The 23458-nt window shown below is 63.8% G+C and carries 29 protein-coding genes; 11 read left to right on the forward strand and 18 right to left on the reverse strand.

Annotation, left to right across the window (positions count from 1 at the left end):
• Positions 1 to 10: 10 nt before the first annotated feature.
• Positions 11 to 604 (forward strand): phosphoheptose isomerase, encoded by a 594-nt coding sequence (locus U5L98_RS12255; protein ID WP_322558568.1) that lies wholly within the window; start codon positions 11 to 13, stop codon positions 602 to 604.
• A gap of 5 nt (positions 605 to 609) precedes the next feature.
• A complete protein-coding gene (locus tag U5L98_RS12260) occupies positions 610 to 1188 on the forward strand; it encodes a BON domain-containing protein (RefSeq protein WP_322558569.1) in 579 nt (192 codons plus the stop codon).
• Positions 1189 to 1285: 97 nt separating this feature from the next.
• Here the strand turns inward: U5L98_RS12260 and U5L98_RS12265 are convergent, their stop codons facing one another.
• The 8 genes from U5L98_RS12265 to zapE all read right to left on the reverse strand — a co-directional run bounded on the left by U5L98_RS12265 (position 1286) and on the right by zapE (position 7612).
• Positions 1286 to 1768 carry a ClpXP protease specificity-enhancing factor gene (locus U5L98_RS12265; RefSeq protein ID WP_322558959.1) on the reverse strand — a complete coding sequence of 161 codons (483 nt, stop codon included), beginning with the start codon at positions 1766 to 1768 and terminating at the stop codon, positions 1286 to 1288.
• Between the two features lie 47 nt (positions 1769 to 1815).
• Positions 1816 to 2442: a stringent starvation protein SspA gene (sspA, locus tag U5L98_RS12270; RefSeq protein ID WP_322558570.1), complete on the reverse strand. Its 627-nt coding sequence runs from the start codon at positions 2440 to 2442 to the stop codon at positions 1816 to 1818.
• Positions 2443 to 2589: 147 nt separating this feature from the next.
• Positions 2590 to 3357 carry a cytochrome c1 gene (locus U5L98_RS12275; protein ID WP_322558571.1) on the reverse strand — a complete coding sequence of 256 codons (768 nt, stop codon included), beginning with the start codon at positions 3355 to 3357 and terminating at the stop codon, positions 2590 to 2592.
• The gene (locus U5L98_RS12280) at positions 3357 to 4616 is read right to left on the reverse strand and encodes a cytochrome bc complex cytochrome b subunit (RefSeq protein WP_322558572.1); all 1260 of its coding nucleotides are present in this window, start codon (positions 4614 to 4616) and stop codon (positions 3357 to 3359) included. Before U5L98_RS12280 ends, U5L98_RS12275 begins: the two co-directional genes overlap by 1 nt.
• On the reverse strand, positions 4616 to 5215 hold the full coding sequence (petA, locus tag U5L98_RS12285; RefSeq protein ID WP_322558573.1) for a ubiquinol-cytochrome c reductase iron-sulfur subunit: 600 nt from the start codon (positions 5213 to 5215) through the stop codon (positions 4616 to 4618). The genes U5L98_RS12280 and petA overlap by 1 nt, the downstream gene beginning before the upstream one ends.
• Positions 5216 to 5432: 217 nt before the next feature.
• On the reverse strand, positions 5433 to 5822 hold the full coding sequence (rpsI, locus tag U5L98_RS12290) for a 30S ribosomal protein S9 (RefSeq protein ID WP_322558574.1): 390 nt from the start codon (positions 5820 to 5822) through the stop codon (positions 5433 to 5435).
• 13 nt (positions 5823 to 5835) lie between these two features.
• On the reverse strand, positions 5836 to 6264 hold the full coding sequence (rplM, locus tag U5L98_RS12295; RefSeq protein ID WP_133482518.1) for a 50S ribosomal protein L13: 429 nt from the start codon (positions 6262 to 6264) through the stop codon (positions 5836 to 5838).
• Between the two features lie 160 nt (positions 6265 to 6424).
• A complete protein-coding gene (gene zapE / locus U5L98_RS12300) occupies positions 6425 to 7612 on the reverse strand; it encodes a cell division protein ZapE (protein ID WP_322558575.1) in 1188 nt (395 codons plus the stop codon).
• A gap of 199 nt (positions 7613 to 7811) precedes the next feature.
• On the opposite strand from zapE, the gene U5L98_RS12305 reads away from it, so the two are divergent.
• Positions 7812 to 8255 (forward strand): DUF1043 domain-containing protein, encoded by a 444-nt coding sequence (locus U5L98_RS12305; RefSeq protein WP_322558576.1) that lies wholly within the window; start codon positions 7812 to 7814, stop codon positions 8253 to 8255.
• A gap of 54 nt (positions 8256 to 8309) precedes the next feature.
• Here U5L98_RS12305 and U5L98_RS12310 read toward each other — a convergent pair whose 3' ends face one another.
• Complete coding sequence (locus U5L98_RS12310) at positions 8310 to 9071, reverse strand: Nif3-like dinuclear metal center hexameric protein (RefSeq protein WP_322558577.1); 762 nt, start codon at positions 9069 to 9071, stop codon at positions 8310 to 8312.
• A gap of 103 nt (positions 9072 to 9174) precedes the next feature.
• On the opposite strand from U5L98_RS12310, the gene U5L98_RS12315 reads away from it, so the two are divergent.
• Positions 9175 to 10392 carry a Do family serine endopeptidase gene (locus U5L98_RS12315; RefSeq protein WP_322558960.1) on the forward strand — a complete coding sequence of 406 codons (1218 nt, stop codon included), beginning with the start codon at positions 9175 to 9177 and terminating at the stop codon, positions 10390 to 10392.
• A gap of 75 nt (positions 10393 to 10467) precedes the next feature.
• On the opposite strand, the gene hisD is transcribed toward U5L98_RS12315, so the two are convergent.
• The 9 genes from hisD to U5L98_RS12360 all read right to left on the reverse strand — a co-directional run bounded on the left by hisD (position 10468) and on the right by U5L98_RS12360 (position 17287).
• Positions 10468 to 11790, reverse strand: a complete 1323-nt coding sequence (gene hisD, locus U5L98_RS12320) for a histidinol dehydrogenase (protein WP_322558578.1) — start codon at positions 11788 to 11790, stop codon at positions 10468 to 10470.
• Between the two features lie 76 nt (positions 11791 to 11866).
• Positions 11867 to 12529, reverse strand: a complete 663-nt coding sequence (gene hisG, locus U5L98_RS12325; RefSeq protein WP_322558579.1) for an ATP phosphoribosyltransferase — start codon at positions 12527 to 12529, stop codon at positions 11867 to 11869.
• Between the two features lie 20 nt (positions 12530 to 12549).
• Positions 12550 to 13812, reverse strand: a complete 1263-nt coding sequence (murA, locus tag U5L98_RS12330) for a UDP-N-acetylglucosamine 1-carboxyvinyltransferase (protein WP_322558580.1) — start codon at positions 13810 to 13812, stop codon at positions 12550 to 12552.
• 12 nt (positions 13813 to 13824) lie between these two features.
• Complete coding sequence (locus U5L98_RS12335; protein ID WP_416208241.1) at positions 13825 to 14079, reverse strand: BolA family protein; 255 nt, start codon at positions 14077 to 14079, stop codon at positions 13825 to 13827.
• 141 nt (positions 14080 to 14220) lie between these two features.
• On the reverse strand, positions 14221 to 14559 hold the full coding sequence (locus tag U5L98_RS12340; RefSeq protein WP_322558582.1) for an STAS domain-containing protein: 339 nt from the start codon (positions 14557 to 14559) through the stop codon (positions 14221 to 14223).
• Positions 14556 to 15140 (reverse strand): MlaC/ttg2D family ABC transporter substrate-binding protein, encoded by a 585-nt coding sequence (locus tag U5L98_RS12345; protein ID WP_416208258.1) that lies wholly within the window; start codon positions 15138 to 15140, stop codon positions 14556 to 14558. The genes U5L98_RS12340 and U5L98_RS12345 overlap by 4 nt, the downstream gene beginning before the upstream one ends.
• A gap of 74 nt (positions 15141 to 15214) precedes the next feature.
• On the reverse strand, positions 15215 to 15679 hold the full coding sequence (gene mlaD / locus U5L98_RS12350; protein ID WP_322558584.1) for an outer membrane lipid asymmetry maintenance protein MlaD: 465 nt from the start codon (positions 15677 to 15679) through the stop codon (positions 15215 to 15217).
• A 16-nt stretch (positions 15680 to 15695) separates the two neighbouring features.
• Positions 15696 to 16478 (reverse strand): lipid asymmetry maintenance ABC transporter permease subunit MlaE, encoded by a 783-nt coding sequence (gene mlaE, locus U5L98_RS12355; RefSeq protein ID WP_322558585.1) that lies wholly within the window; start codon positions 16476 to 16478, stop codon positions 15696 to 15698.
• Positions 16475 to 17287 carry an ABC transporter ATP-binding protein gene (locus U5L98_RS12360; RefSeq protein WP_322558961.1) on the reverse strand — a complete coding sequence of 271 codons (813 nt, stop codon included), beginning with the start codon at positions 17285 to 17287 and terminating at the stop codon, positions 16475 to 16477. The genes mlaE and U5L98_RS12360 overlap by 4 nt, the downstream gene beginning before the upstream one ends.
• Before the next feature lie 136 nt (positions 17288 to 17423).
• Between U5L98_RS12360 and U5L98_RS12365 the strand changes: the two genes are divergently transcribed.
• The 7 genes from U5L98_RS12365 to U5L98_RS12395 all read left to right on the forward strand — a co-directional run bounded on the left by U5L98_RS12365 (position 17424) and on the right by U5L98_RS12395 (position 23416).
• The gene (locus U5L98_RS12365) at positions 17424 to 18374 is read left to right on the forward strand and encodes a calcium/sodium antiporter (RefSeq protein WP_322558586.1); all 951 of its coding nucleotides are present in this window, start codon (positions 17424 to 17426) and stop codon (positions 18372 to 18374) included.
• A 40-nt stretch (positions 18375 to 18414) separates the two neighbouring features.
• Positions 18415 to 19410, forward strand: a complete 996-nt coding sequence (locus tag U5L98_RS12370; protein ID WP_322558587.1) for a KpsF/GutQ family sugar-phosphate isomerase — start codon at positions 18415 to 18417, stop codon at positions 19408 to 19410.
• A gap of 40 nt (positions 19411 to 19450) precedes the next feature.
• The gene (locus U5L98_RS12375; protein ID WP_322558588.1) at positions 19451 to 20008 is read left to right on the forward strand and encodes a KdsC family phosphatase; all 558 of its coding nucleotides are present in this window, start codon (positions 19451 to 19453) and stop codon (positions 20006 to 20008) included.
• Between the two features lie 3 nt (positions 20009 to 20011).
• Positions 20012 to 20596, forward strand: coding sequence for an LPS export ABC transporter periplasmic protein LptC (gene lptC, locus U5L98_RS12380; protein WP_322558589.1), 585 nt, complete (start codon positions 20012 to 20014; stop codon positions 20594 to 20596).
• Positions 20593 to 21123 (forward strand): lipopolysaccharide transport periplasmic protein LptA, encoded by a 531-nt coding sequence (lptA, locus tag U5L98_RS12385; protein ID WP_322558590.1) that lies wholly within the window; start codon positions 20593 to 20595, stop codon positions 21121 to 21123. Before lptC ends, lptA begins: the two co-directional genes overlap by 4 nt.
• Positions 21123 to 21848 carry an LPS export ABC transporter ATP-binding protein gene (lptB, locus tag U5L98_RS12390; protein ID WP_322558591.1) on the forward strand — a complete coding sequence of 242 codons (726 nt, stop codon included), beginning with the start codon at positions 21123 to 21125 and terminating at the stop codon, positions 21846 to 21848. The genes lptA and lptB overlap by 1 nt, the downstream gene beginning before the upstream one ends.
• A gap of 143 nt (positions 21849 to 21991) precedes the next feature.
• Positions 21992 to 23416: an RNA polymerase factor sigma-54 gene (locus tag U5L98_RS12395; RefSeq protein ID WP_322558592.1), complete on the forward strand. Its 1425-nt coding sequence runs from the start codon at positions 21992 to 21994 to the stop codon at positions 23414 to 23416.
• The last annotated feature ends 42 nt before the right edge of the window (positions 23417 to 23458 follow it).

Raw genomic sequence — 23458 nt, forward strand, 5'->3', positions numbered from 1 at the left:
AGTAACCCGCATGGATTTCCAGCAGCGCATTCTCGGCCACTTCAATGCCAGTATCGATACCAAGACCTACGCCAGTGAGGTGCTGCCGCCCTTCATCGAGGTGGCCAGCCAGATGATGGTCCAGTGTCTGGTCAACGAGGGCAAGATCCTGGCTTGCGGCAATGGCGGCAGCGCGGGCGACAGCCAGCATTTTTCCTCGGAGTTGCTCAACCGCTTCGAGCGAGAGCGGCCCAGCCTGCCGGCCCTGGCCCTAACCACCGACACCTCGACTCTGACCTCGATCGCCAACGACTACAGTTACAACGATGTCTTTTCCAAGCAGATCCGCGCTCTGGGCCAACCTGGCGACATCCTGCTGGCAATCTCCACCAGCGGCAATTCCGCCAACGTCATCCAGGCGATACAGGCCGCCCATGACCGTGACATGGCGGTAGTGGCCCTGACCGGACGAGACGGCGGCGACATGGCGTCATTGCTAGGACAAGATGACTGCGAGATTCGAGTGCCGGCGACATCCACGGCACGCATTCAAGAGGTCCACCTGCTGGCGATCCACTGCCTATGCGACCTGATCGACGAACAACTCTTCGGAACTAGCGAGTGAACGCCATGAAAAGGAAGGCCCTTCTCACGACCCTGCTGCTCACCCTCGGCATCGGTCTCGCCGGCTGTACCACCGTGACCGGCATTACCAACCCCGGCACCTTCGATGAGAACTACGGCGAACGCACCTTCGGAGCCCAGGTCGAGGACGAGAGCATCGAAACCAAAGTCGGTCACAACCTCGGCCGCACCGATGCACGGCTGAGCGATGCCCGCATCAATGTCGACAGCTTCAACGGCGTTGTGCTGCTCACCGGCCAGGTTCCCAGCGAGGAACTCAAGGTAAAGGCCAAGGAGATCGCCAGCAAGGTGCGTAACGTCCGCGATGTGCACAACGAACTCGCCATCGCCGCCAACCTGCCGGCCAGCCAGCGCCTCTCCGATACCTGGCTGCGGACCCGTGTCCGTACCAGCCTGGCGGCCAACGAGGATATCGACTCTGGACGTATCCGGGTGGTCGTCGAGAACAACAGCGTCTACCTGATGGGCATCGTCACTCGCAACGAGGCAGAGCGCATCGTCCAGGCTGTCTCCAGCGTCGGCGGCATGCAACGCATCGTCAAGGTCTTCGACTACCTGGACTGAGCGCCTCCCCCCTGAACGCCAAATGGCAGGCCAGTGGCCTGCCATTTGGTGTCATTGCCCAACCTGTGCAGAACATGGCAACCCGATCATTTGCGGGTCATTTTATGACCCGCAAAGAGGGACGCCCTTTCCGCGGTGGGGCCTCATCGCCCTGCCCCTCTTCCTGAGGCGGCTCTTCCTGCGAGGTGTCATCAGCGCTATCGCCGGCATTTTCCACCTCGTTGAGCCAAGGCCCCTTCTCCTCTGCCTCGGTGGCTTCGGCCGGGATCACCGGCTCATGACCAAACACCATGCCTACACCGTTTTCACGGGCATAGATCGCGATCAGTGCCTCGATAGGCACCATCACCTGCATAGGTCGACCACCGAAACGCGCAGAGAAGCTCACCGCTTCGTTCTCCATGCTGAAGTCACGCACCGCAGTGGGTGCCAGATTCAGCACGATCTGGCCATTCTGTACGAACTGCCGGGGAACCTCGACCCCGGGCTGCTCGGCGTCGACGACGATATAAGGGGTCAGGTCATTATCCAGCAGCCACTGGTAAAGGGCCCTGGCAATATAGGGACGGCTCGATTGCATCATTTGGCCCTCCTGGGTCGGGGACTCGGTCATCACCGGGTCGAAATTCAGGGGCGCATCTCGCGTTCATTCTCGCTGAGTGCCGCCTTGAAGCCATCACGGTCGAACAGGCGTTCCATATAGCTCATCAAGGGCTTGACCTGCTTTTCGGGCAGTTCGATGCCCAACGCCGGCAAGCGCCAGAGTATCGGGGCCAGGCAGCAGTCTACCAAGGTAAACTCCTCACTCATGAAATAGGGCATGTCTTCGAAGATCGGCGAAATGCCGACCAGACTCTCGCGAAGTTCCTTGCGCGCTTTCTCGATATCCTTCTTCGCGCCACTCTGGACCTGTTCGACCAGCGGACACCATTCGCGCTCGATGCGATGCATCCAAAGGCGGCTCTTGGCGCGTGCCACGGGATAGACCGGCAGCAGAGGCGGATGCGGGAAGCGCTCGTCGAGGTACTCCATCATCACCTTGGATTCATAGAGCACCAGATCGCGGTCGAGCAATGTGGGCACGCTGTTGTAGGGGTTGAGGTCGGCGAGTTCCTCAGGGTGCTGTTCGTCGGTAACCTCGACGATATCGACCGCCACGCCCTTCTCGGCAAGCACGATTCGCACACGATGACTGAAATGGTCATCCCCTCCGGAATAGAAGATCATCGACGACCGCTTGGCCACTACACCCATGTAACAATCCTCGCATCAGTTCGTGCCGAGATGATAACACGACAGCCCCCAGCTTGAGGGCCATCATGCTGCCCGATATCGGGCAGAAACCACAAAGGGGCGCACGGCCCTCGACCATGCGCCCCGTGGCTATCCGTCGATAGCGGATCAGTGAACGTCGCGCCAGTACTCACGCTTGAGCAGGTAGGCGATGACACCGAAGATGAAGATGAAGATCAGCACCTTCGGCCCCAGCGACTGGGCGTGCAGCTTGGACGGCTCACCCACGTAAGCGAGGAAATTGGTAAGGTCGTAGACCGCTTCCTCGAATTCGGCCGGCTCCATCTCGCCAGGCTGGGTGACCTGCAGCGTCTCGCAGGACTGATACTTGCCTGTCAGCGGATCGAGTTCGGCCCCCTCGACCGGCTTGTCCGTCTCAGCGCACACCTTTTCCTGCACTCCCTGCAACGGCTCCAGCACGTTGGGCATGGCGGCTAGCGGGAAGACAACATTATTGACGCCGGTACCTGTGCTGGGATCCTTGTAGAATGTCAGCAGGTAGGAGTAGATCCAGTCGGTGCCCCGCAGACGCGACTCGAGGGTCAAATCGGGTGGCGCCACCCCGAACCAGGCCTCGCTATCAGCCTCACTCATGGCGATGTGCATCTGGTCATTGAAGGCCAATTCGGGGGAAAAGATCAGGTTTTCCTCGACAAGGTCCTGGGGAATGTCCAGGTCCTCGGCGGCCCGCGCAAACCGCTGGTACTGCAGGGAGTGACAGCCCATACAGTAGTTGACATAGAGCTTCATGCCGTTCTGCAGGGACGCCTTGTCGTGGAGGTCGGGCTCCATGGAGTACGGAACGCTCGCGCCTCCCGCGGCCATCGCCGAGACGGGCACCAGCGCAAAGAGCAGTGCTAACAGTTGCTTTTTCATCAGCCAGTCACCCTTTCCGGAACGGGTTTGGTCTTCTCCAGCCGGGTATAGAACGGCATCAGCAGGAAGAAGGCGAAGTAGATGACGGTACATACCTGGGACAGCAGGGTCCGCCCCTCGGAGACCGGCAACACCCCGAGCACCCCCAGGACCACGAAGCTGAGTGCGAACAGCGCCAGCATTACCTTGGACATCCAGCCCTTGTAGCGCATGGAGCGCACCGGGCTGCGATCGAGCCAGGGCAGCACGAAGAGCACCGCGATGGCCGCGCCCATGAAGATCACGCCGAGGAACTTGGCGTCGAGCCCGAACAGCGAGAAGGTGATCGCGCGCAGGATCGCGTAGAAGGGCGTGAAGTACCAGACCGGGGCGATGTGATCGGGTGTCGTCAGCGGATCAGCCGGCTGGAAGTTGGGCTTCTCGAGGAAGTAGCCGCCGCCTTCCGGGAAGTAGAAGATCACCACGCAGAAGACGAACAGGAAAACCGCTACGCCGACGAGGTCTTTCACCGTGTAGTACGGGTGGAAGGGAATGCCGTCCAATGGCTTGCCGGACTCATCCTTCTTTTTCTTGATATCGTTGCCATCAGGGTTGTTGGATCCGACCTCGTGCAGGGCAATGATGTGCAGCACCACCAGCGCCAGGATAACGATGGGCAACGCCACCACGTGCAGGGCGAAGAAGCGGTTGAGGGTGATACCGGAGATCAGGAAGTCACCACGAATCCACTGGGTCAGGTCGGGCCCGATCACCGGGATCGCCGAGAACAGCGAGATGATGACCTGAGCGCCCCAGTAGGACATCTGGCCCCAGGGCAGCAGATAGCCCATGAAGGCCTCGGCCATCAGCGCCAGGTAGATGGTCATGCCGAAAATCCACACCAGTTCGCGTGGCGCCTTGTAGGAGCCGTAGAGCAATCCGCGAAACATGTGCAGATAGACGACTGCAAAGAATGCCGTAGCGCCGGTGGAGTGCATGTAGCGAAGCAGCCAGCCGTACTCCACATCACGCATGATGTATTCGACCGACGCGAAAGCGCCTTCGGCAGAGGGATTGTAGCTCATGGTCAGCCAGACCCCTGTGAGGATCTGGTTGACCAGCACCAGCAACGCCAGGGACCCGAAGAAGTACCAGAAGTTGAAATTCCTCGGCGCGTAGTACTTCGCCATGTGGTCCTGCCACATCTGGGTGGCCGGGAAGCGGTCATCGACCCAGCGCATCAAGCCGCGCTCCGCCTTGACTTTGTTCGGGTTAGCCATCAGGCAGTCTCCTCATGTTCGCCGACCGTGATCAGCACATCGCTGTCGAAGCGATACGGCGGCACTTCGAGATTGGTCGGCGCCGGCACATTGGTGAACACCCGACCGGCCAGATCGAAGCGCGAGCCGTGGCAAGGGCAGAAGAAGCCGCCAGGCCAGTCGTCAGTCCCCACGCCCTCGGCATCGGGCTCGGGGCGAAAGAGCGGCGAGCAGCCCAGGTGGGTGCAGATACCGATGAGCACCCCGATCTCCGGCTTGATCGAGCGCATCTCGCCGGAAACGTAACTCGGCTGCTGCGGCACCATGGAAGCGGGATCGGCAAGGCGGTCCTGATCGAAGCTGCGAGTACGCTCGATCATCTCTGGTGTGCGGTTGATGATCCATACCGGTTTGCCACGCCACTCGACAGTCATCCGCTGCCCGGGCTCGAGCTTCGAGATGTCGGCCTGGACGGGAGCACCCGCCGCTCTAGCCCTGGCACTAGGCTGCCAGGAAGCCACAAAGGGGACCGCAACCCCGACGGCACCCACCGCACCCACGACGGTGGTGGCACCTACGAGGAAACGGCGCCGACCCTTGTTTACGCCGTTATCTGCCATTTTCAGGTTTCTCCCATCAGCTTACCCGTTGTTCCATCACGGACAATAACCCCCGCGACCACAGATACCAAATGCAGTGTATGGTAAAAAATCGTGTCGCCCCGCACAAGGAAAGGTTCCCTGAGCAAACGGGAAACCTGACGACAAATTCTTGATCCAGCATGAAAACGCCCGGGTCGCTGGACCCGGGCGTTTTCATGCGGCAATACGAGGCGTATCAGCGCTTGGAGAACTGCGGGCGACGACGCGCCTTGCGCAGGCCGATTTTCTTGCGCTCGACCTGACGGGCGTCGCGAGTAACGTAGCCCGCTTCGCGCAGTTGGCCGCGGAAGTCCTCGTTGTAGTCCATCAGGGCACGAGTGATGCCGTGACGGATGGCGCCTGCCTGAGCCGAACCGCCACCGCCCTTGACGGTGACGTAGACATCGAACTGACCGAGGGTATCGGTCAGTTCGAGCGGCTGACGAACCACCATGCGACCGGTAACGCGACCGAAGTACTGGTCCAACTCACGGCTGTTGACGGTGATCTTGCCGGTGCCCGGCTTCATGAAAACGCGGGCGGTGGATGTCTTGCGGCGCCCGGTACCGTAATACTGCTGTGTCATGGCGAAGACTCCCTCAGATGTTCAGTGCTTGCGGCTGCTGGGCAGCATGCGGATGCTCGGTGCCTGCGTAGACCTTGAGCTTAGAGTACATGGCACGACCCAAGGGACCCTTCGGAAGCATGCCCTTGACGGCAGACTCGATGACACGCTCCGGAGCATGGGCGATCATCTTCTCGAAATTCATGGAGCGCAGACCACCCGGATAACCGGTATGGCGATAGTAGGTCTTGGCACTGGCCTTGTTGCCGGTGACCTGGACCTTCTCGGCATTGATCACGACGATATAGTCGCCGGTATCCACATGCGGGGTGTATTCCGGCTTGTGCTTGCCGCGCAGGCGACGAGCGATCTCGGTGGCCAGACGACCGAGCGTCTTGTCCGCAGCATCGACGACAAACCAGTCGCGCTGAACGGACTGCGGTTTGGCAGTGAACGTCTTCATGGATGAATCACCAATTGATGTATTGGGTTCTGCCGCCGGGCATCCGGCATGGAACCATCCCTATTTTTCTTGGTTGCCTCCACCCGCAGGACGAGGCAACAGTCAAACGAGCGCACATACTACACGAGCGCGACCCCTAAGGGAAAGGGCAGTATTGCGTTCAGGGCTTGTGGGGCAGCGCCAGATAGTCGTGGGACTGCATCTCCTGGAGCCGCGACAGCGTGCGCTGGAACTCGAACTCCAGGCGACCGTCGCGGTAGAGCTGCTCGGCCGGCACCTCGGCGGACATCAGCAGCTTGACGCCCCGATCGTAGAACTCGTCGACCATGTTGATGAAGCGCCTGGCCTGATCATCCGTCGATCCACTCATGCGCGTGACGTTGGAGACCAGCACGCTATGGAATTCACGGGCCAGCTCGATATAGTCGTTCTGGCTACGGGGGCCATCGCAGAGCTCGGTGAACTCGAACCACACCACGTCGTCATGCAGTCGGCGGGCGTGCAGCACCCGGTGGTTGATCTCTATCGGCGCCCCGACCTCGCCCTCATTACCGGCGATTTCGTGGAAGCTCCGGGCCAGTTCCGACTCGGCCGCGTCGTCCAGCGGGGCATGGAAGATCTCGGCACGCTCCAGGGCGCGCAGGCGGTAGTCGACCCCCGAATCCACGTTGACCACCTGACAGTGACGCTCGAGCAGGTCGATGGCCGGCAAGAAGCGAGTCCGCTGAAGCCCCTCCTTGTAGAGCTCCCCGGGGACGATGTTCGAGGTCGCCACCAACACCACGCCGTGGGCGAAGAGTGACTCAAGCAGGTTGGCCAGAATCATGGCGTCGGTGATGTCCTTGACGAAGAACTCGTCGAAGCAGATGACCCGGGCCTCGGCGGCGAACTTGGCAGCGATAAGCGTCAATGGGTTGCGCTCGCCCTTGTAATGCTCGAGCTCGTTATGCACACGCTGCATGAAGCGGTGAAAATGGGTGCGCATCTTTTCGGGGAACGGCAACGTCTCGAAGAAGGCATCCATGAGGTAGGTCTTGCCGCGACCCACGCCGCCCCACAAGTAGAGCCCCTGGATCGTGGGCAGCACCGGCTCGGGCTCCTCGCGATCGCGCCGGCCGAACAGCCCGGCCATCCGAGACTTGAGCCCCCCGCCAGGCTTCTGCGGCACCACCCGCGAGGGCGGCGTGGCCACCAGCTCATCATAGAGACGCTGCAAGTGCTTCACAGCCTGCTCCTGGGCGGCGTCACGCTGAAAGCCGTTGCGCTCGAGATCCACTCGATAACGGGTCATCGGCGTCTCGGGATGCCGGGCACTAGGGGAAGCCGTCGGGTGTTGCGTCTCGCTCATGGGGATTCCTGAGGCCTGTACTCGGAACAATTGCGGAAACGTAGTATACGCATACCACCTTCACTACGCATCGCCGACCACCCCGTTGACCCGGCACACTGCGTCGTCCCTATAATGAGTGACCGGACCCCGTCCGGCCCGATGACGCCCCCGCTGCTCGCGCGGCATATCGCCCAACGTTCCAGGGAGAAAGCACAACGTGGACGAGACCAACATCAATTGGGTGCTGGCCACCGCCTGCCTGCTGGCCGGCGTCGGCATCGGGGCACTGGGCTACCACCTGCTCGTTATCGGCGCCGGTAACGCCCAGCACCTCCGCCAGCGTCTCGCCGAGCGCGAGCGAGAACTGTCGGAACTAAAGGATGGCATGGGCGATAGCCTCGAGCGTATCGCTCGCCTGGCCGAGAGCCTGCGCCGGGAAAGCCAGAGCCTCGAACAGGAGGCCGAGGAGGCCAGGGACCGGCTCGGCGCCCGTTCGCTCAGACGCCAGGCCATGGAGGCCGTCTCCCCCGAATCCACCGCGACAACTGCGGAGCCCAACATGCCCCGGGACTACGCCGACGGCGACCGTGGCACCCTTGCCGAAGACTTCGGCCTCAGGCACGGCGACGATGCCGCCAAGCCCCAGCCCACTCGCCACTGACATCCCATTCGATGCGCAGGCCCCGGCCAGACACTCGGGGCACATACCTGGCGCTCAGGCAGGGTTATCTATGTCGACGAAGCGGTGCTCGATACCGAACTCGGCCGCGAGCCGATCACCCAGGGCCTGAACGCCATATCGCTCGGTCGCATGATGACCCGCCGCCAGATAGTGAATATCCATCTCGCGGGCCAGGTGGGTTGTGCGCTCGGAGATCTCGCCGGAGATGAAGGCATCGGCGCCGGCTTCCCGGGCGCCGACAATCATGTCCTGGGCCCCGCCGGTGCACCAGGCGACACGTCGGATCTCGCTTCCGCTCGGTGCCTCGATCAACAACGGCTCGCGCCCCAGGCACGCCTCAACGTCGCGGGCCAGGCCCGCAGCATCGAGGCCCCGCCGAGGTTCGCCCAGCCACAGCAAGCCATCACCGAGTTCGCCATCGGCACAGCCCGAGACGCTGAAACGCAGCCGCCGGCCCAGTTCTGCGTTGTTGCCAAGCTCGGGGTGGGCATCCAGCGGCAGATGATAGGCCACTAAATTGATGTCATGGGCCAGCAGCGTTGCCAGGCGCCGGCGCTTGATGCCGGTAATGGTGACCGGCTCGTTCTTCCAGAAGTAGCCGTGATGCACCAGTACGAGGTCGGCCTGCCAGGCCACGGCCTGGTCAAGCAGCGCCTGACAGGCGGTCACCCCGGTCATGACCCGCGTGACTCGCTCGGTGCCAGCCACCTGCAGGCCGTTCACGGTGTAGTCCTTGAAGCGCTGAGGTTCCAGCAGTCGGGCGCAGGCGGCGACCAGGTCGTCGCGATTCGTCATGCAGTCTCCGGACGTGGTCGGATGGGTAATGTTACAATCCACACAGTGTAACCAGCGGGAGGACAGCCCGCGACCCAGCACCGCCGACAAGGATCCCCGCTGCATGCGACGCACCCTGCTCCCCTATCTCTGGCCTGTCCTCATCGGCGTGCTGGCGGCCATCGTGCTGCTCAATGCCTTCCCGCAACTGATCGGCCGGCCGGCCGCGCCACCGGCCCCACCTTCCACTCCCGTGCTGGTGCAGTCCGACGACAAGTCCCAGGCACGCGACGCCCCGGAAGTACGTCAGGCAGAGCCCATCAAGCGTCAACAGGGACCGGCGAGCTATGCACAGGCGGTAGAGCGCGCCGCTCCGGCAGTCGTCAACATCTACTCCAGCCGGGTTGTCGAGCGGGAAGAACACCCGTTGATGTCGGACCCCTTCTTCCGCCAGTTCTTCGGCGACGAGCTGCCCAGCCGCCAGCGCATGCTTTCCAGCCTCGGCTCCGGCGTCATTGTCAGTGACGTTGGCTACGTGCTGACCAACCACCACGTGATCCGCGGGGCCGACCAGATCCAGGTGGCCCTGCGCGATGGCCGCGAGACCCTGGCCGAGGTGATCGGCACCGATCCCGAGAGCGACCTTGCCGTGCTGCGCATCGACCTGGACTCGCTGCCGGTGATGAAACTGACCGATACCACCCGGATCGCCGTAGGCGACGTCGCGCTTGCCATCGGCAACCCCTTCGGGGTCGGCCAGACGGTGACCATGGGCATCATCAGCGCCACCGGGCGCAGCCACCTGGGGCTCAATGCCTACGAGGACTTCATCCAGACCGATGCCGCCATCAACCCCGGCAATTCCGGGGGGGCGCTGGTCAACGCCGAGGGCGCCCTGGTCGGGATCAACACCGCCATCTTCTCGCGCTCCGGCGGCTCCCAGGGCATCGGCTTCGCGATCCCCACCAACCTGGCCCGCAACATCCTCGACGAGCTGGTCACCCACGGGCGCGTCATCCGCGGCTGGATGGGCGTCGAGGCCCAGGAGCTCAACCAGGAGCTCGCCGCCTCCTTTGGCCTGCAGACGCCGGCCGGGGTGATCATCGCCGGCGTTGTGCCGAACGGCCCCGCAGACCGCGCGGGCCTGCAGCCCGGCGACGTGCTGCTGGAGGTCGACGGCAAGCCGGTGCTCGACCCCCGGCGCACCATGAGCGACATCGCCGCGATGGCGCCCGGCACCCAGCTGCCGCTGACCATCGTCCGTGGCGGCGAGCGCCGAGAGCTAACCATCGAGCTCGGCGAACGCCCGACTCCGAAACCGCGTCGTCCCGACAAGGGGTGACACCACCACCGACGAGAGGGCAACGCCATTCGACGGGGCCCTCCGCTGTCATGGGCCGCCTCATTCGCCGAACCGCTACACCTTGAGACGATACTCGGCCGAGCGAGCATGAGCAGTGAGTGACTCACCCCTGGCCAGGGTGGAGGCGATCTTGCCGAGCTCGCCGGCGCCTTGTGCCGAGCAATGGATGATCGAGGAGCGCTTCTGGAAGTCGTAGACCCCCAGTGGCGAGGAGAAACGCGCCGTCCCCGAGGTGGGCAGCACGTGGTTAGGGCCGGCGCAGTAGTCACCCAGCGCCTCGGCGGTATAGCGTCCCATGAAGATGGCCCCGGCATGGCGCACCTCCGGCAGCCAGCCTTCGGGATTGGCCACCGAGAGCTCCAGGTGCTCGGGGGCGATGCGATTGATCAGCGCCATCGCCTCGTCCCGATCCTGGCAATGAATCAGCGCACCGCGACGGGCCAGCGACTCGCGCACGATGGGAGCACGCTCCAGGGTCGGCAGCAGCCGGGCTATCGACGCCTCTACCGCCTGCAGATGCTCGAGGTCCCAGCTTACCAGCAACGCCTGGGCATCCTCGTCGTGTTCGGCCTGGGAGAAGAGATCCATGGCCAGCCAGTCCGGGTCGGTACCGCCATCCGAGACCACCAGGATCTCCGAGGGACCGGCGATCATGTCGATGCCCACCTGGCCGAACACCGCCCGCTTGGCGGTGGCCACATAGATGTTCCCCGGACCGACGACCTTGTCCACCCGCGGCACCGTCTCGGTGCCGAAGGCCAGGGCCGCCACCGCCTGGGCACCGCCGAGGGTAAAGACGTGATCGACGCCGGCGAGATAGGCGGCCGCCAACACCAACTCATTGAGAATACCATCGGGGGTCGGCACCACCATGACGATCTCGCGAACGCCCGCCACATGGGCAGGAATGGCGTTCATCAGCACCGAGGAGGGATAGGCCGCCTTGCCGCCCGGCACGTAGATCCCCGCGCGATCCAGCGGCGTGACCTGCTGACCCAGCACGGTGCCATCCGCCTCGGTGTAGTGCCAGGACGTCGGCTTCTGATGCTCATGGTAGGCGCGAATGCGCTCGGCCGCGTTCGACAGGGCATCACGCTGATCCGCCGGAAGCCCCTCGAAAGCCTGGCGCAGCCGTGCCTCGCTCAAGGTCAGCTCGGCCATGGACGTGACGGCGAGCCGATCTAAGCGGTTCGAGTACTCGACCAACGCGGCATCGCCCCGGGTCTTGACGGCGGACAGGATCTCGTCAACGCGCTGTTGGACCGCAGCATCGGAAACCCCTTCCCAGGCCAGCAGGTCGGCCATGCGGCTATCGAAGTCGGTCTGCGAAGTCGACAGCCGCGCGATGTCGACGCCGCCGGTGGGGAATTGGCTCATGGCAATAACTTCCTCTCGAAACAGGATTTGTCTTTAAGACTGTCGCGGCGCCGGGCAGCGAGCAAGGACGGCATGGCTATGAGGCCGACACGGCGAAGCTATCGCGACGTGCCGCCACCGCCTCGCGCAAGTGGGCGATGAGCGGTTTCAGGCGTTCGTGTTTCATGGTCATGGCTGCCTTGTTGACCACCAGCCGGGTACTGATCGAGGCGATCAGCTCGCGCGGCTCCATGCCGTTGGCCCGCAAGGTGTTGCCGGTGTCGACGATATCGACGATCTCGTCGGCCAGGTTCATCAGCGGCGCCAGTTCCATGGCACCATAGAGCTTGATCACCTCGGCCTGGATCCCCTGCTCGGCGTAGTAGCGGCGCGCCACGTTGACGAACTTGGTGGCCACTCGACGACGGGCGCGGGCCGGCTCGGCCCCGCTGACGCCGGCGGTCATCAGCCTGCAGCGGGCGATCTCAAGGTCGAGGGGCTCGTAGAGGCCCTCGACACCGTGCTCGAGCAGTACATCCTTGCCGGCCACGCCAAGGTCCGCCGCCCCGAGTTGCACATAGGTCGGCACGTCCGTAGCCCGGATCACCACCAGTTTGACATCCGGCAAGTTGGTATCGAACAGCAGCTTGCGGCTCTTGCCCAGGTCTTCGACCGGCTCGATACCGGCATCGGCCAGCAGCGGCAGGGTCTCTTCGAGAATGCGGCCCTTGGAGAGGGCCAGAATCAGTTGCTTGCTCATGGTCTCGCCTGTTGGTCGGCTCAGCCGGGAATGCGACGGATGCGCGCGCCCAGCAGCTGCAGTTTTTCCTCGATGCATTCGTAGCCACGGTCGATATGGTAGATACGATCGACCATAGTCTCGCCCTCGGCCATCATCGCCGCGATCACCAGGGAAGCGGAGGCCCTCAGGTCGGTGGCCATCACCGGCGCACCGGATAGGGTCTCGACGCCGGTAATCACCGCAGTGTTGCCTTCCAGGGCGATGTCGGCTCCCATGCGGTTGAGCTCCTGCACATGCATGAAGCGGTTCTCGAAGATGGTCTCCACCACCCGGGCGGTGCCCTCGGCTACCGCGTTCATCGCCACGAACTGCGCCTGCATGTCCGTGGGGAAGGCCGGATAAGGCGCGGTGCGCACGTTGACCGCCTTCGGACGCCTGCCCTGCATGTCGAGCCCTATCCAGCCCTCGCCGGTGGTGATGGTGGCCCCCGCTTCCTCGAGCTTGGCGAGCACCGCATCGAGGATGTCTGCACGAGTATTACGCACCCGCACACGCCCGCGGGAGAGCGCAGCCGCCACCAGGAAGGTACCGGTCTCGATGCGGTCGGGCATGACGTCATGGTAGGCGCCGTGCAGCCGCTCGACGCCCTCGATGACGATGGTGTCGCTGCCCTGGCCACGAATTTTCGCGCCCATCTTGATCAGGCAATCGGCCAGGTCGACCACCTCGGGCTCGCGGGCGGCATTCTCCAGCACCGTAGTACCGTCCGCCAGGGTCGCCGCCATCAGCAGGTTCTCGGTGCCGGTCACGGTGACAGTATCGAAGAAGATGGTGGCGCCGCGCAGGCGGCCATCGACCCTTGCCCGGATGTAGCCAGCCTCGACGCTGATCTCGGCCCCCATGGCCTCGAGACCACGGAGGTGCAGATCCACCGGGCGCGAACCGATGGCACATCCGCCGGGCAGCGAGACGTCCGCATGGCCGAAGTGGGCAAGAAGCGGGCCGAGCACAAGGATGGAGGCGCGCATCTTCTTGACCAGCTCATAGGGAGCGTGACAGTGGGAGACCTCGGCGCCATCGAGCTGGATGCACATCCTGTCGCCCATCACAGCCTCTACGCCCATGTGGCCGAGTAGCTCGAGGGTGGTGGTGATGTCCTGGAGATGCGGCAGGTTGCCGATGGTCACCGACTCGTCGGCCAGCAGGGTCGCACAGAGGATCGGCAAGGCGGCGTTCTTGGCACCACTGGCCCAGACCTCGCCGTCGACGGGGCCATTGCCGGTAATGATCAGCTTATCCATGAAGGTCGACCGTCAGGCCCCCTGATTGTCGGTGGCGGCCTGCCACTGCTGCGGCGTATAGGTCTTGATGCTCACCGCATGCAGTGCGCCGGAAGCAATCTCCTCGGACAGCGCGCCATAGATCATCTGCTGGCGCTTGACCGGCAAGAGTCCTTCGAAGACCTCGCCCACGGCCACCACCTGGAAGTTGCATCCTTCACCCTGGATATGGAACTCGCAGCCGTCGAGGCGGCTCTCGAGCAGCGCCTTCACTTCGCTGGGTTGCATGGCACCGGCACTCCTGTGATTCGTCGATTCGTCGCGGAAACACTGCCGACGGCCAGGCAGTGACCGTCGGCAGCGAAGGATGTCATGGCACGCCATGGTAAAGAAAAGCACCGCGCTTGGCGATGGGAAGAGAGGAGCGACTCAGGCAGTAGCCGCCTCACCGAGCGGCAGCAGGGTGTCGAGCCCCGCCAACCGGGTCAGGCGCTCTAGGGGGGCCGAGAGCCGCACAGAAACCACCTCGACGCCAACATCCCGGGCCTGGCGGCTCCACTCCAGCAGCACGCTGAGCGCGGCACTGCTGACGCGCTCGACGCCGCTCAGATCGAAGACCACTTCGCTGCCGTCCGCTAGCTCGGCCAGCCAGGCACGACCGGCCTCGGCCATCGCCGAGGCGACCTCGAAACCGACTTCGCCGGTCACGACCAGTCGACAGCCCTCGTCTTCAAGCCAGGAACTGCCCTGCTCCAGCAGCACGCTCATGCGTCGCCGCCCTCCTCCAGCTCCTCGACGGCGAGTTCGGGTGCCCAGCCGTCGATGACCGCATCATAGTCGCGATTGTGGTCGCGCATCGCCTGGTCGAACTGGTTGCGGAAGGTCAGCCCGAGGTTGATGCCGTTGACGATCACGTTGACCACCCTCCACTGCCCATCATCCAGGCGGAGTGAGTAACTGACGGGATAGACGGAACCATCGTTGGCCACCACTTCCATGGCCACGCTGGCCTGATCCTCGTAGCGGGAGGCCTGCTGGTTATCGAGTACCCGAATCTCGCGGTAGTCGAAGGTGACAAGACCCTTGGAATAGGTATCGATCAAGGTCTTGCGAAAGATCGCGGCGAAGCGCGAACGCTGCTGCGGTGTGGCATTGCCGAAGTAGCGTCCCATCACGCTGGCGGCGATGTAACGGAAGTCGGCCACCTCCTCGAGACTGTCGTCGACGATGGCCTCGAGCTCATCGAGGTTGTCGGCAAAGTAATCCTCTCGCCCCTCGATCCGCGCCATCAGCTCGTCGATGCTGGCACGTATCATCTGCTCGGGGTTCTGGTCGGGCTGAGCGGCCATCACCGGCAACGTCATCAGCATCAAGCAGAGCCCTGCAAACAGCGCGCGAAAACTCAACATCTTCTTCATTTCGTTCACTCCTTGATCATGTTGGTCACGAACTGCTGGATCAATTCCTCCAGAACCATAGCAGACTGGGTATCACGCAAAATATCGCCATCGGCAAGGGTCTCGGACGCCCCACCCATCGAGAGTCCCACGTACTGTTCACCGAGCAGGCCCGCGGTGAGGATGGCGGCGGTGCTGTCCTCGGGCAGCTGGCCCTCCAGCTGGCCGTCCAACTCCATCACTACGCGCGCATCATACCATTCGGTATCCAACTCGATGACTTCGACTCGGCCCACGGTGACGCCGGCCAGCGTCACCCGAGCTCGCGGCTTGAGGCCGCCGATGCTGGAGAAGTTGGCTTCCAGTTGGAAGGTCTCATTGGGCAGGGCGAGGCTCAGGCCGCTGACCCTCAGCCCCAGGAACACCAGGCCCAGGATGCCGGCCAACATGAACAGGCCGACCCCGAGCTCCATCGTCTTGCTGCGTTTCATGTGTTTGCTCCGAACATCAGGAAAGCCCACCGAACATCAAGGCGGTGAGCACGAAATCCAGGCCCAGCACCGCCAGAGAGGAATAGACCACCGTACGGGTGGTGGCACGCGAGATGCCCTCCGAGGTGGGAATCAGGTCATAGCCCTGGTATACCGCGATCCAGGTCACCACCAGGGCGAACACCAGGCTCTTGATCAGGCCGTTGCCGACGTCATCGATGAACCCGACGCTGGCCTGCATATTGCCCCAGTAAGAGCCTTCGAAGACACCGAGCCACTCGACGCCGACCAGCTGACCGCCCCATACACCCACCACGCTGAAACCGATGGTCAGTAACGGCAGGGCCACGAAACCGGCCCAGAGTCGCGGCGCAACCACACGACGCAGCGGATCGACCCCGATCATTTCCATGCTGGTCAGCTGCTCGGTGGCCTTCATCAGGCCGATCTCGGCCGTCAGGGCGGAGCCGGCACGGCCGGCGAACAGCAGCGCCGCCACCACCGGCCCAAGCTCGCGCAACAGGGAAAGCGCCACCATCTGCCCCAACGCCTGCTCGGCCCCGAAATCGACCAGGATAGTGTAGCCCTGAAGGGCTATCACCATGCCGATGAACAGCCCCGAGACCAGCACGATGGCCAGCGACATCACGCCAACGAAGTGCATCTGCCGCACCCAGAGATAGAGGCCTTCGCGGGAAGGCACCCCCAGCGCCGACTGGCCTAGGAAGATCCCCGCCCGGCCCAGTGATTCCAGCAGCTCGCAGCCACGCCGCCCAAGATGTCGAATTCGGTCGATCATCGCGGTCCCCCGCTACCCAAGATATCGGCATGGAAGTCCATCGCCGGATAGTGGAAGGGGACCGGGCCGTCGGGCTCGCCATGCATGAACTGGCTGACCCGCGGATCGAGGTCCGCATCGAGGCTAGCCGGTGTGCCATGGGCCATCACCTGGCCATCGGCGATCACGTAGACATAGTCGGCGATGGATAGCGTCTCCTTGATGTCGTGGGAGACCACTACCGCCGTCAGACCCAGCGCCTCGTTGAGACGCTTGACCAGTTGCACCAACACACCCATGGAGATGGGATCCTGGCCGGCGAAGGGCTCATCGTAGAGGATCAACTCCGGGTCCAGGGCGATGGCCCGCGCCAGCGCTACCCGGCGCGCCATGCCACCTGAGAGCTCCGAGGGCGCAAGTTCCCTGGCACCGCGCAGACCGACGGCCTGCAGCTTCATCAGCACTACATCACGGATCATCGCCTCAGGCAGATCAGTATGCACCCGCAGCGGGAAGGCCACGTTCTCGAAGACATCAAGGTCCGAGAACAACGCCCCGCTCTGAAACAGCATTCCCATGCGCCGACGCAACACGAACAGCGCCTTGCGCGACAGCGCATGGACGTCCTGACCATCGATGCATACCCGCCCGGCATCGGGGATCAACTGTCCACCAATCATCTTGAGAAGAGTGGTCTTGCCGGTACCGCTGGGGCCCATGATGGCCGTGATCCTACCGCGCGGGATCACCAGATCGACGCCGCGGAAGATTTCCATCTCACCACGCGAGAAGTACAGGCTCTCCACTTCCACGAAGGGGGAGTCCATCATCGCTTCACCATCTTCGAGAATATTATCGAACATCGTATCCTAACCATGACCTGGTGCGCCAGCGCTCTGGTGTCTTGCACCACTCGGGTCGGGCATGTTCAATGTGCGCCCTCCAATCACCGTCTCGGACATTGCCATGCTCCTTCCCCTGCTGATCGTCATGCTCGGCTTCGTCGGGCTGCTGTGGAGCGCCGACCGTTTCGTCGGGGCGGCTGCGTCCACTGCCTGGCGCGCCGGCATGAGCACCCTGCTGGTGGGGATGACCGTCGTCTCGCTGGGCACCTCGGCACCGGAGATCGTGGTCTCGGTGATGGCTTCCCTGGACGAGGTGCCCGACCTGGCCATCGGCAATGCGCTGGGCTCCAACATCGCCAATATTGCCCTGGTGCTGGGTGTGACCGCCCTGGTGGTGCCAATCCCCGTGCGCTTCTCCATCGTACGCCGCGAACTGCCACTACTGCTTGGCGCCACCGGCCTGGCCGGCTATACCCTGGCCAATGGCCACCTCGACCGCCTCGATGGCCTGCTGCTGCTGATGTTGCTGGTATTCAGTCTGTGGTGGCTGTTCCGCGCCGACACCCCGAATGACGAGGTGGTGGGCGAGATCCCCGAGATGGCACTCGGCAAGGCCCTGGCCTGGCTGACCGTTACCCTGGTGATCATGGTGGCCAGCTCCCGCGCCCTTGTATGGGGCGCCAGCGAACTGGCCCGGGGGCTCGGCATCAGCGAACTGGTCATCGGCCTGACCGTGGTGGCCATCGGCACCAGCCTGCCGGAGCTGGCAGCCTGCTTGGCCAGTGCCCTCAAGCGCCACCACGACCTGGCCATCGGCAACGTCATCGGCTCCAATCTCTTCAACATGCTGACCGTACTCCCGGTGCCGGCCCTGCTCGCCCCGGGGGCCACGAATCCGGACGCCGCCGGTCGCGACTACCCGGTGATGCTGGTCCTGACGCTCGCCTTGGGGGCACTGCTGCTGTGGAACCGCCGCGGTCACCTGGGGCGGCTGCCCGGGGGTCTGCTGGTTCTGAGCTATGTCGGCTACCTGACTTGGCTCGGCAGTTCGGGCCTCTCCACCGTCACCTGAGCCCTTGAGTGAAACCCCACAACGGGCAACAATCACCGCCATGACTAACGACGCCACCACCGCTGCCGGCACGTCCCTTCTACGTGATAGTGCCCGTCGCACCCTGGAACTGGAACAGCAGGCCATCGCCGCCCTGGCTGGACGCCTGGACGATGCCTTCGACCGCGCCTGCGAGCTTATTCTGGCCTGTCGCGGACGCGTGGTGGTTACCGGCATGGGCAAGTCGGGCCATGTCGCCGGCAAGATCGCCGCCACCCTGGCCAGCACCGGCACCCCGTCCTTCTTCGTGCATCCCGGTGAAGCCAGCCATGGTGATCTGGGCATGATCACCCCCGGCGATGTGGTCCTGGCCCTATCCAATTCCGGCGAGACCGCCGAGGTCACCGCCCTGCTGCCGCTGCTCAAGCGCATGGGCGCGCCCCTGATCAGCATGACCGGTCGACCGGGCTCGACCCTGGCCCGGCATGCCGAAGCCCACCTGGATGCCGGCGTCGAGCGTGAGGCCTGCCCGCTGGATCTGGCGCCTACCTCGTCCACCACCGCCGCCCTGGCGCTCGGCGATGCCCTGGCGGTTGCGCTGCTTGAGTCCCGTGGCTTCACCGCCGAGGACTTCGCCCTCTCCCATCCCGGCGGTAGCCTCGGCAAGCGCCTGCTCCTGCGAGTCTCCGACCTGATGCACCAGGGCCGTCGGCTGCCCAGGGTCGCCCTGGGCAGCCCGCTGCGCGATGCCCTGCTGGAGATCACTCGCCAGGGGCTGGGCTTCACCTGCGTGGTCGATACCGAGAATTATATGGTCGGAGTCTATACCGACGGCGACTTGCGTCGCACCCTGGACCAGCACAGCGACCTCTCCGGTCTTCTCGTCGACGATGTCATGACTCGCCCGGGCAAGCGCGTCGCCCCCGATACCCTGGCCGCTGAGGCCGTGCGCATCATGGAGGACAATCGCATCTCGGCACTGGCCGTGGTCGATGCCGACGGCCACCCAATTGGCGCCCTGCACATGCATGACCTGCTCGCCAGCGGCGTCATCTGACGCCCTTCGCCACCCCAAGCCCCAGACTGCTGGAGATACCATGAGCCTCGATTCCTCCCTGTTCGACAGCCAACTCGTCGACCGCCTGCGCCACGTACGCCTGCTCGCCATGGACGTGGACGGCGTACTCACCGATGGCCGTCTTTATTTCCAGGCCGATGGCGTCGAGATCAAGGCCTTTCATACTCTTGATGGCCATGGCATCAAAATGGCGCAGCGAGCCGGCATCGTGGTGGCCCTTATCACCGGCCGCGATTCACCGATGGTCAGCCAGCGCGCCGCTGCACTGGGTGTCAAGCATGTCTTTCAGGGGGCCGAGAAGAAGCTCACCGTGCTGCGTGAACTCTGCAGCCGCCTGGGCCTTGACCTTGAGCAAGTCGCCTACTGCGGTGACGACATGCCCGATGTAGCCGCCATCCGACGCGCCGGAGTCGGCATCAGCGTGCCCGGTGCACCGGCCTATATCCGCCAGCAAGCGGACTGGGTTACCGAGGCCGTTGGCGGCCATGGCGCCGTCCGCGAGATCTGCGACACGCTGCTCCAGGCCCAGGGGCACTGGGATGCCGTGCTCGATACCTACCTGCACGGCACGAGCTGATTTATGCGCCTGCCGCGTCCAGGCTTTCGCACCGGCCTGTTGCTGCTACTGCTCGCTTTAGGCGGCGGACTAACGATGCTCGACCTGCGCGAGGACCCGCCCCTCGGCCCGGTGCCGGGGGGCGAAGCCGGGGAGCCGGATTACTATCTCGAAGACGCCCGATTGACCCGTTTCGATGCCCAAGGGCGCGCTCATCAGCGGCTCGACACCCCGCGCCTGACCCATACCCCGCATGACGACATCACCCGTCTTGAGCGCCCCAAGGGACGGCTGCTGGACGACTCAGGGAGGTTCTGGCTTGCCAGCGGTGAGCGGGGCACCCTCGGGACGGGCGGCAACCCGCTGACTCTCTCCGGCGATGCACGGCTCCTGGCTCCCGCCGAGCGCTGGCAGCTCGACACCGAGGTACTCCACTTCGATGCTGAGACTGGTCATGCCTGGAGCGACACCCCGGCTCTGCTGCGCCAGCCGCCCCAGCGGATGAGTGGCGAGCGTTTCGACGCCTGGATCCATGACAACCGCGCCCGGCTGACCGACAATGTGCGCGGCCACCATCCGCCCGACACCCGCGAGGACCCCGAGTCATGAAGCGATTTTCTTTCGTCCCCCTGCTGACCCTCGGGATCATCGGCCTGCTGCTGGGCAGCGCCTCAACCCTGGCCCTCGAGGGTGATGCCAGCGCCCCGATCGAGGTGGAGGCCGATCGCCTCGACCTCGATAATCGCGCCGGAACCGCCGTCTACGCCGGCGACGTGGATATCCGCCAGGGAAGCATGCAATTGACCGGCGACCGAGTGGAAATCCAGCGCAACGACCAGGGTCTGCTGAGCCGCGCTACCGCCTCCGGCGAGCGTGCCTACATCGAGCAAAAGCCCGCCCCGGACGAACCCGTAGTACGCGGCTGGGGACGCACCATCGTCTATCATGTCGCCGAGCGCCGCATCGAGCTGATCGACCGAGCCGAGCTTCACCAGGGTGGTGATACCTTCGACGGTGGCTACCTGGAATACTTCCTCGATCGTCGCGTGGTCCAGGCCCGTGCCGATGCCGAGGGCGTCGAAGGTCGCCAACGTGTGCGCATGACCCTCGAGCCCGAACAGCAGAAAGGCCAGTGATGAAGACCCTGAGCGCCCTCCATCTCGCCAAGAGCTACAAGCGACGCCGGGTGGTACAGGACATCAGTCTCTCCATCCGGCAGGGGCGGATCGTCGGCCTGCTCGGTCCCAACGGGGCTGGCAAGACCACCTCGTTCTACATGATCGTCGGACTGGTGCGCGCCGATGCCGGCTCGGTGACCATCGACGACCTCGACCTCTCCTCGGCGGCCATGCACGAGCGAGCACGGGCCGGTATCGGCTACCTGCCTCAGGAAGCATCGATCTTTCGCAAGCTGTCGGTCGCCGACAACATCATGGCGATTCTCGAGACCCGCAAGGATCTCGATCGCATCGGGCGCCGAGCTCGACTCGAGAAACTGCTCGAAGACTTCCATGTGGCGCATATCCGCGACAACCTCGGCATGAGCCTCTCCGGAGGGGAACGCCGCCGGGTGGAGATCGCCCGGGCGCTGGCCACCGAGCCCGCCTTTATCCTGCTCGACGAGCCCTTCGCCGGGGTCGACCCCATCTCGGTAGGCGAGATCAAGGGCATCATTCGCCAATTGAAGGCCCGTGACATCGGGGTGCTGATCACCGACCACAATGTCCGCGACACACTCGACATCTGCGACACCGCCTACATCGTCGGTGACGGTCGCATCATCGCCGAAGGCGATGCCGAAGCGATCCTTGCCGACCAGCGCGTCCGCGAGGTCTATCTGGGTGAAGACTTCCGCCTCTGAACACAATTATTTGAAAAATATGTCGCTATTCCATAACGGCATGAAGATTGCGCATGGCATGGTTATTGCTAAGTTTTCGCTTGCAAGCTCCCTCGACCAACGGCTAGGGTCTAGGTTTTCGGCAAGTCGAGGGCCCACCTCCCATGGCCATGAAGGCGTCCCTGCAACTGCGCGTCGGTACCCAGCTGACCATGACGCCCCAGCTTCAGCAGGCCATTGCGCTGCTGCAGCTTTCGACCCTGGACCTTCACCAGGAGATCCAGCAGGCGCTTGAATCCAACCCCATGCTCGAGATCGAAGATGACTTCGGGGAACAGGCGGTCAGCGAGGCCGCCGAAGAAGAGTGGCCCAGCGAGATCCCCGAAGAACTCAGCACCGACAGCGACTGGTCCGACACCTATCAGGACCTGGGTGCGACGGCCACCGGCGGCAGTGGCGAAGGCCCCGACTTCGAGCGCCAGGCAGCGGGCCAGAGTCTCCAGAGCCACCTGGCCTGGCAGCTGGCCATGACCGACCTGGACGAACGCCAGCTACATATCGCCGAGAACCTGATAGATAGCATCAATGGCGACGGCTACCTGATCCAGCCCCTGGAGGAGATCCGTGTCGGTCTCAGGGTCCAGGGCCTCGAGGGCCTCAAGACCCGCGACGTCGAGCAGGTTCTGTTGCGCCTGCAGCAGTTCGAGCCTACGGGGGTCTTCGCCCGCGACCTGCGCGAATGCCTGATGCTGCAGCTGGCTACCCTGCCCGATGACACCCCGCTGCTCCCCCAGGCCCGGCGCCTGGTCCGCCAGTTCCTCGAGGCGCTCGCCGGCGACGACCGCCGCCTGCTCAAGCGCCGGCTCGGCCTCGACGACGATGCCCTGGACACGGTAATCGAGGTAGTGCGCTCGCTGGATCCACGCCCCGGCAGTGCCTTCACCGACGGCGATAGTGCCTATGTCATTCCCGACCTCGTCGCCCGTCACACCCGCGACGGCTGGCAGGTGGAACTCAACCCGGATGCCATGCCGCGGCTGCGCATCCAGCCCGACTATGCCGCCCTGATCCGGCGGGCGGACAAGAGCGAGGACAACCAGTTTCTCAAGGATCACCTACAGGAAGCGCGCTGGCTGATGAAGAGCCTGTCGAGCCGCAACGACACCCTGCTGAGGGTGGGCCGCGAGATCATGTTGCGTCAGCTCGATTTCCTGAAACACGGCGAGGAAGCAATGAAACCCCTGATCCTGGCCGATATCGCCCAGGTCGTGAAGTTGCACGAGTCGACCATCTCGCGGGTCACCACCCAGAAATTCATCCACACCCCGCGCGGCATGTTCGAGCTCAAGTACTTCTTCTCCAGCCAGGTCGGAGGCGGCAGTGGCGAGAGGGATGCCCACTCCAGCACCGCCATCCGGGCGCGCATCCGCAAGCTGATCCAGGACGAGTCGCCTCGCAAGCCCCTCTCCGACAGCAAGCTGGTTACCCTGCTCGGCGAGACAGGCATCAGCGTCGCGCGACGCACGGTCGCAAAGTACCGCGAAGCCATGGGCATCCCGTCCTCCAGCGAGCGCAAGAAGCTACGTTGAATGCGCCCCACAGGCGCCTCTTCAGCCTCTGAACCGCCCCTT

This window comes from Halomonas sp. (assembly GCF_034520545.1).
GTDB lineage: Bacteria > Pseudomonadota > Gammaproteobacteria > Pseudomonadales > Halomonadaceae > Halomonas.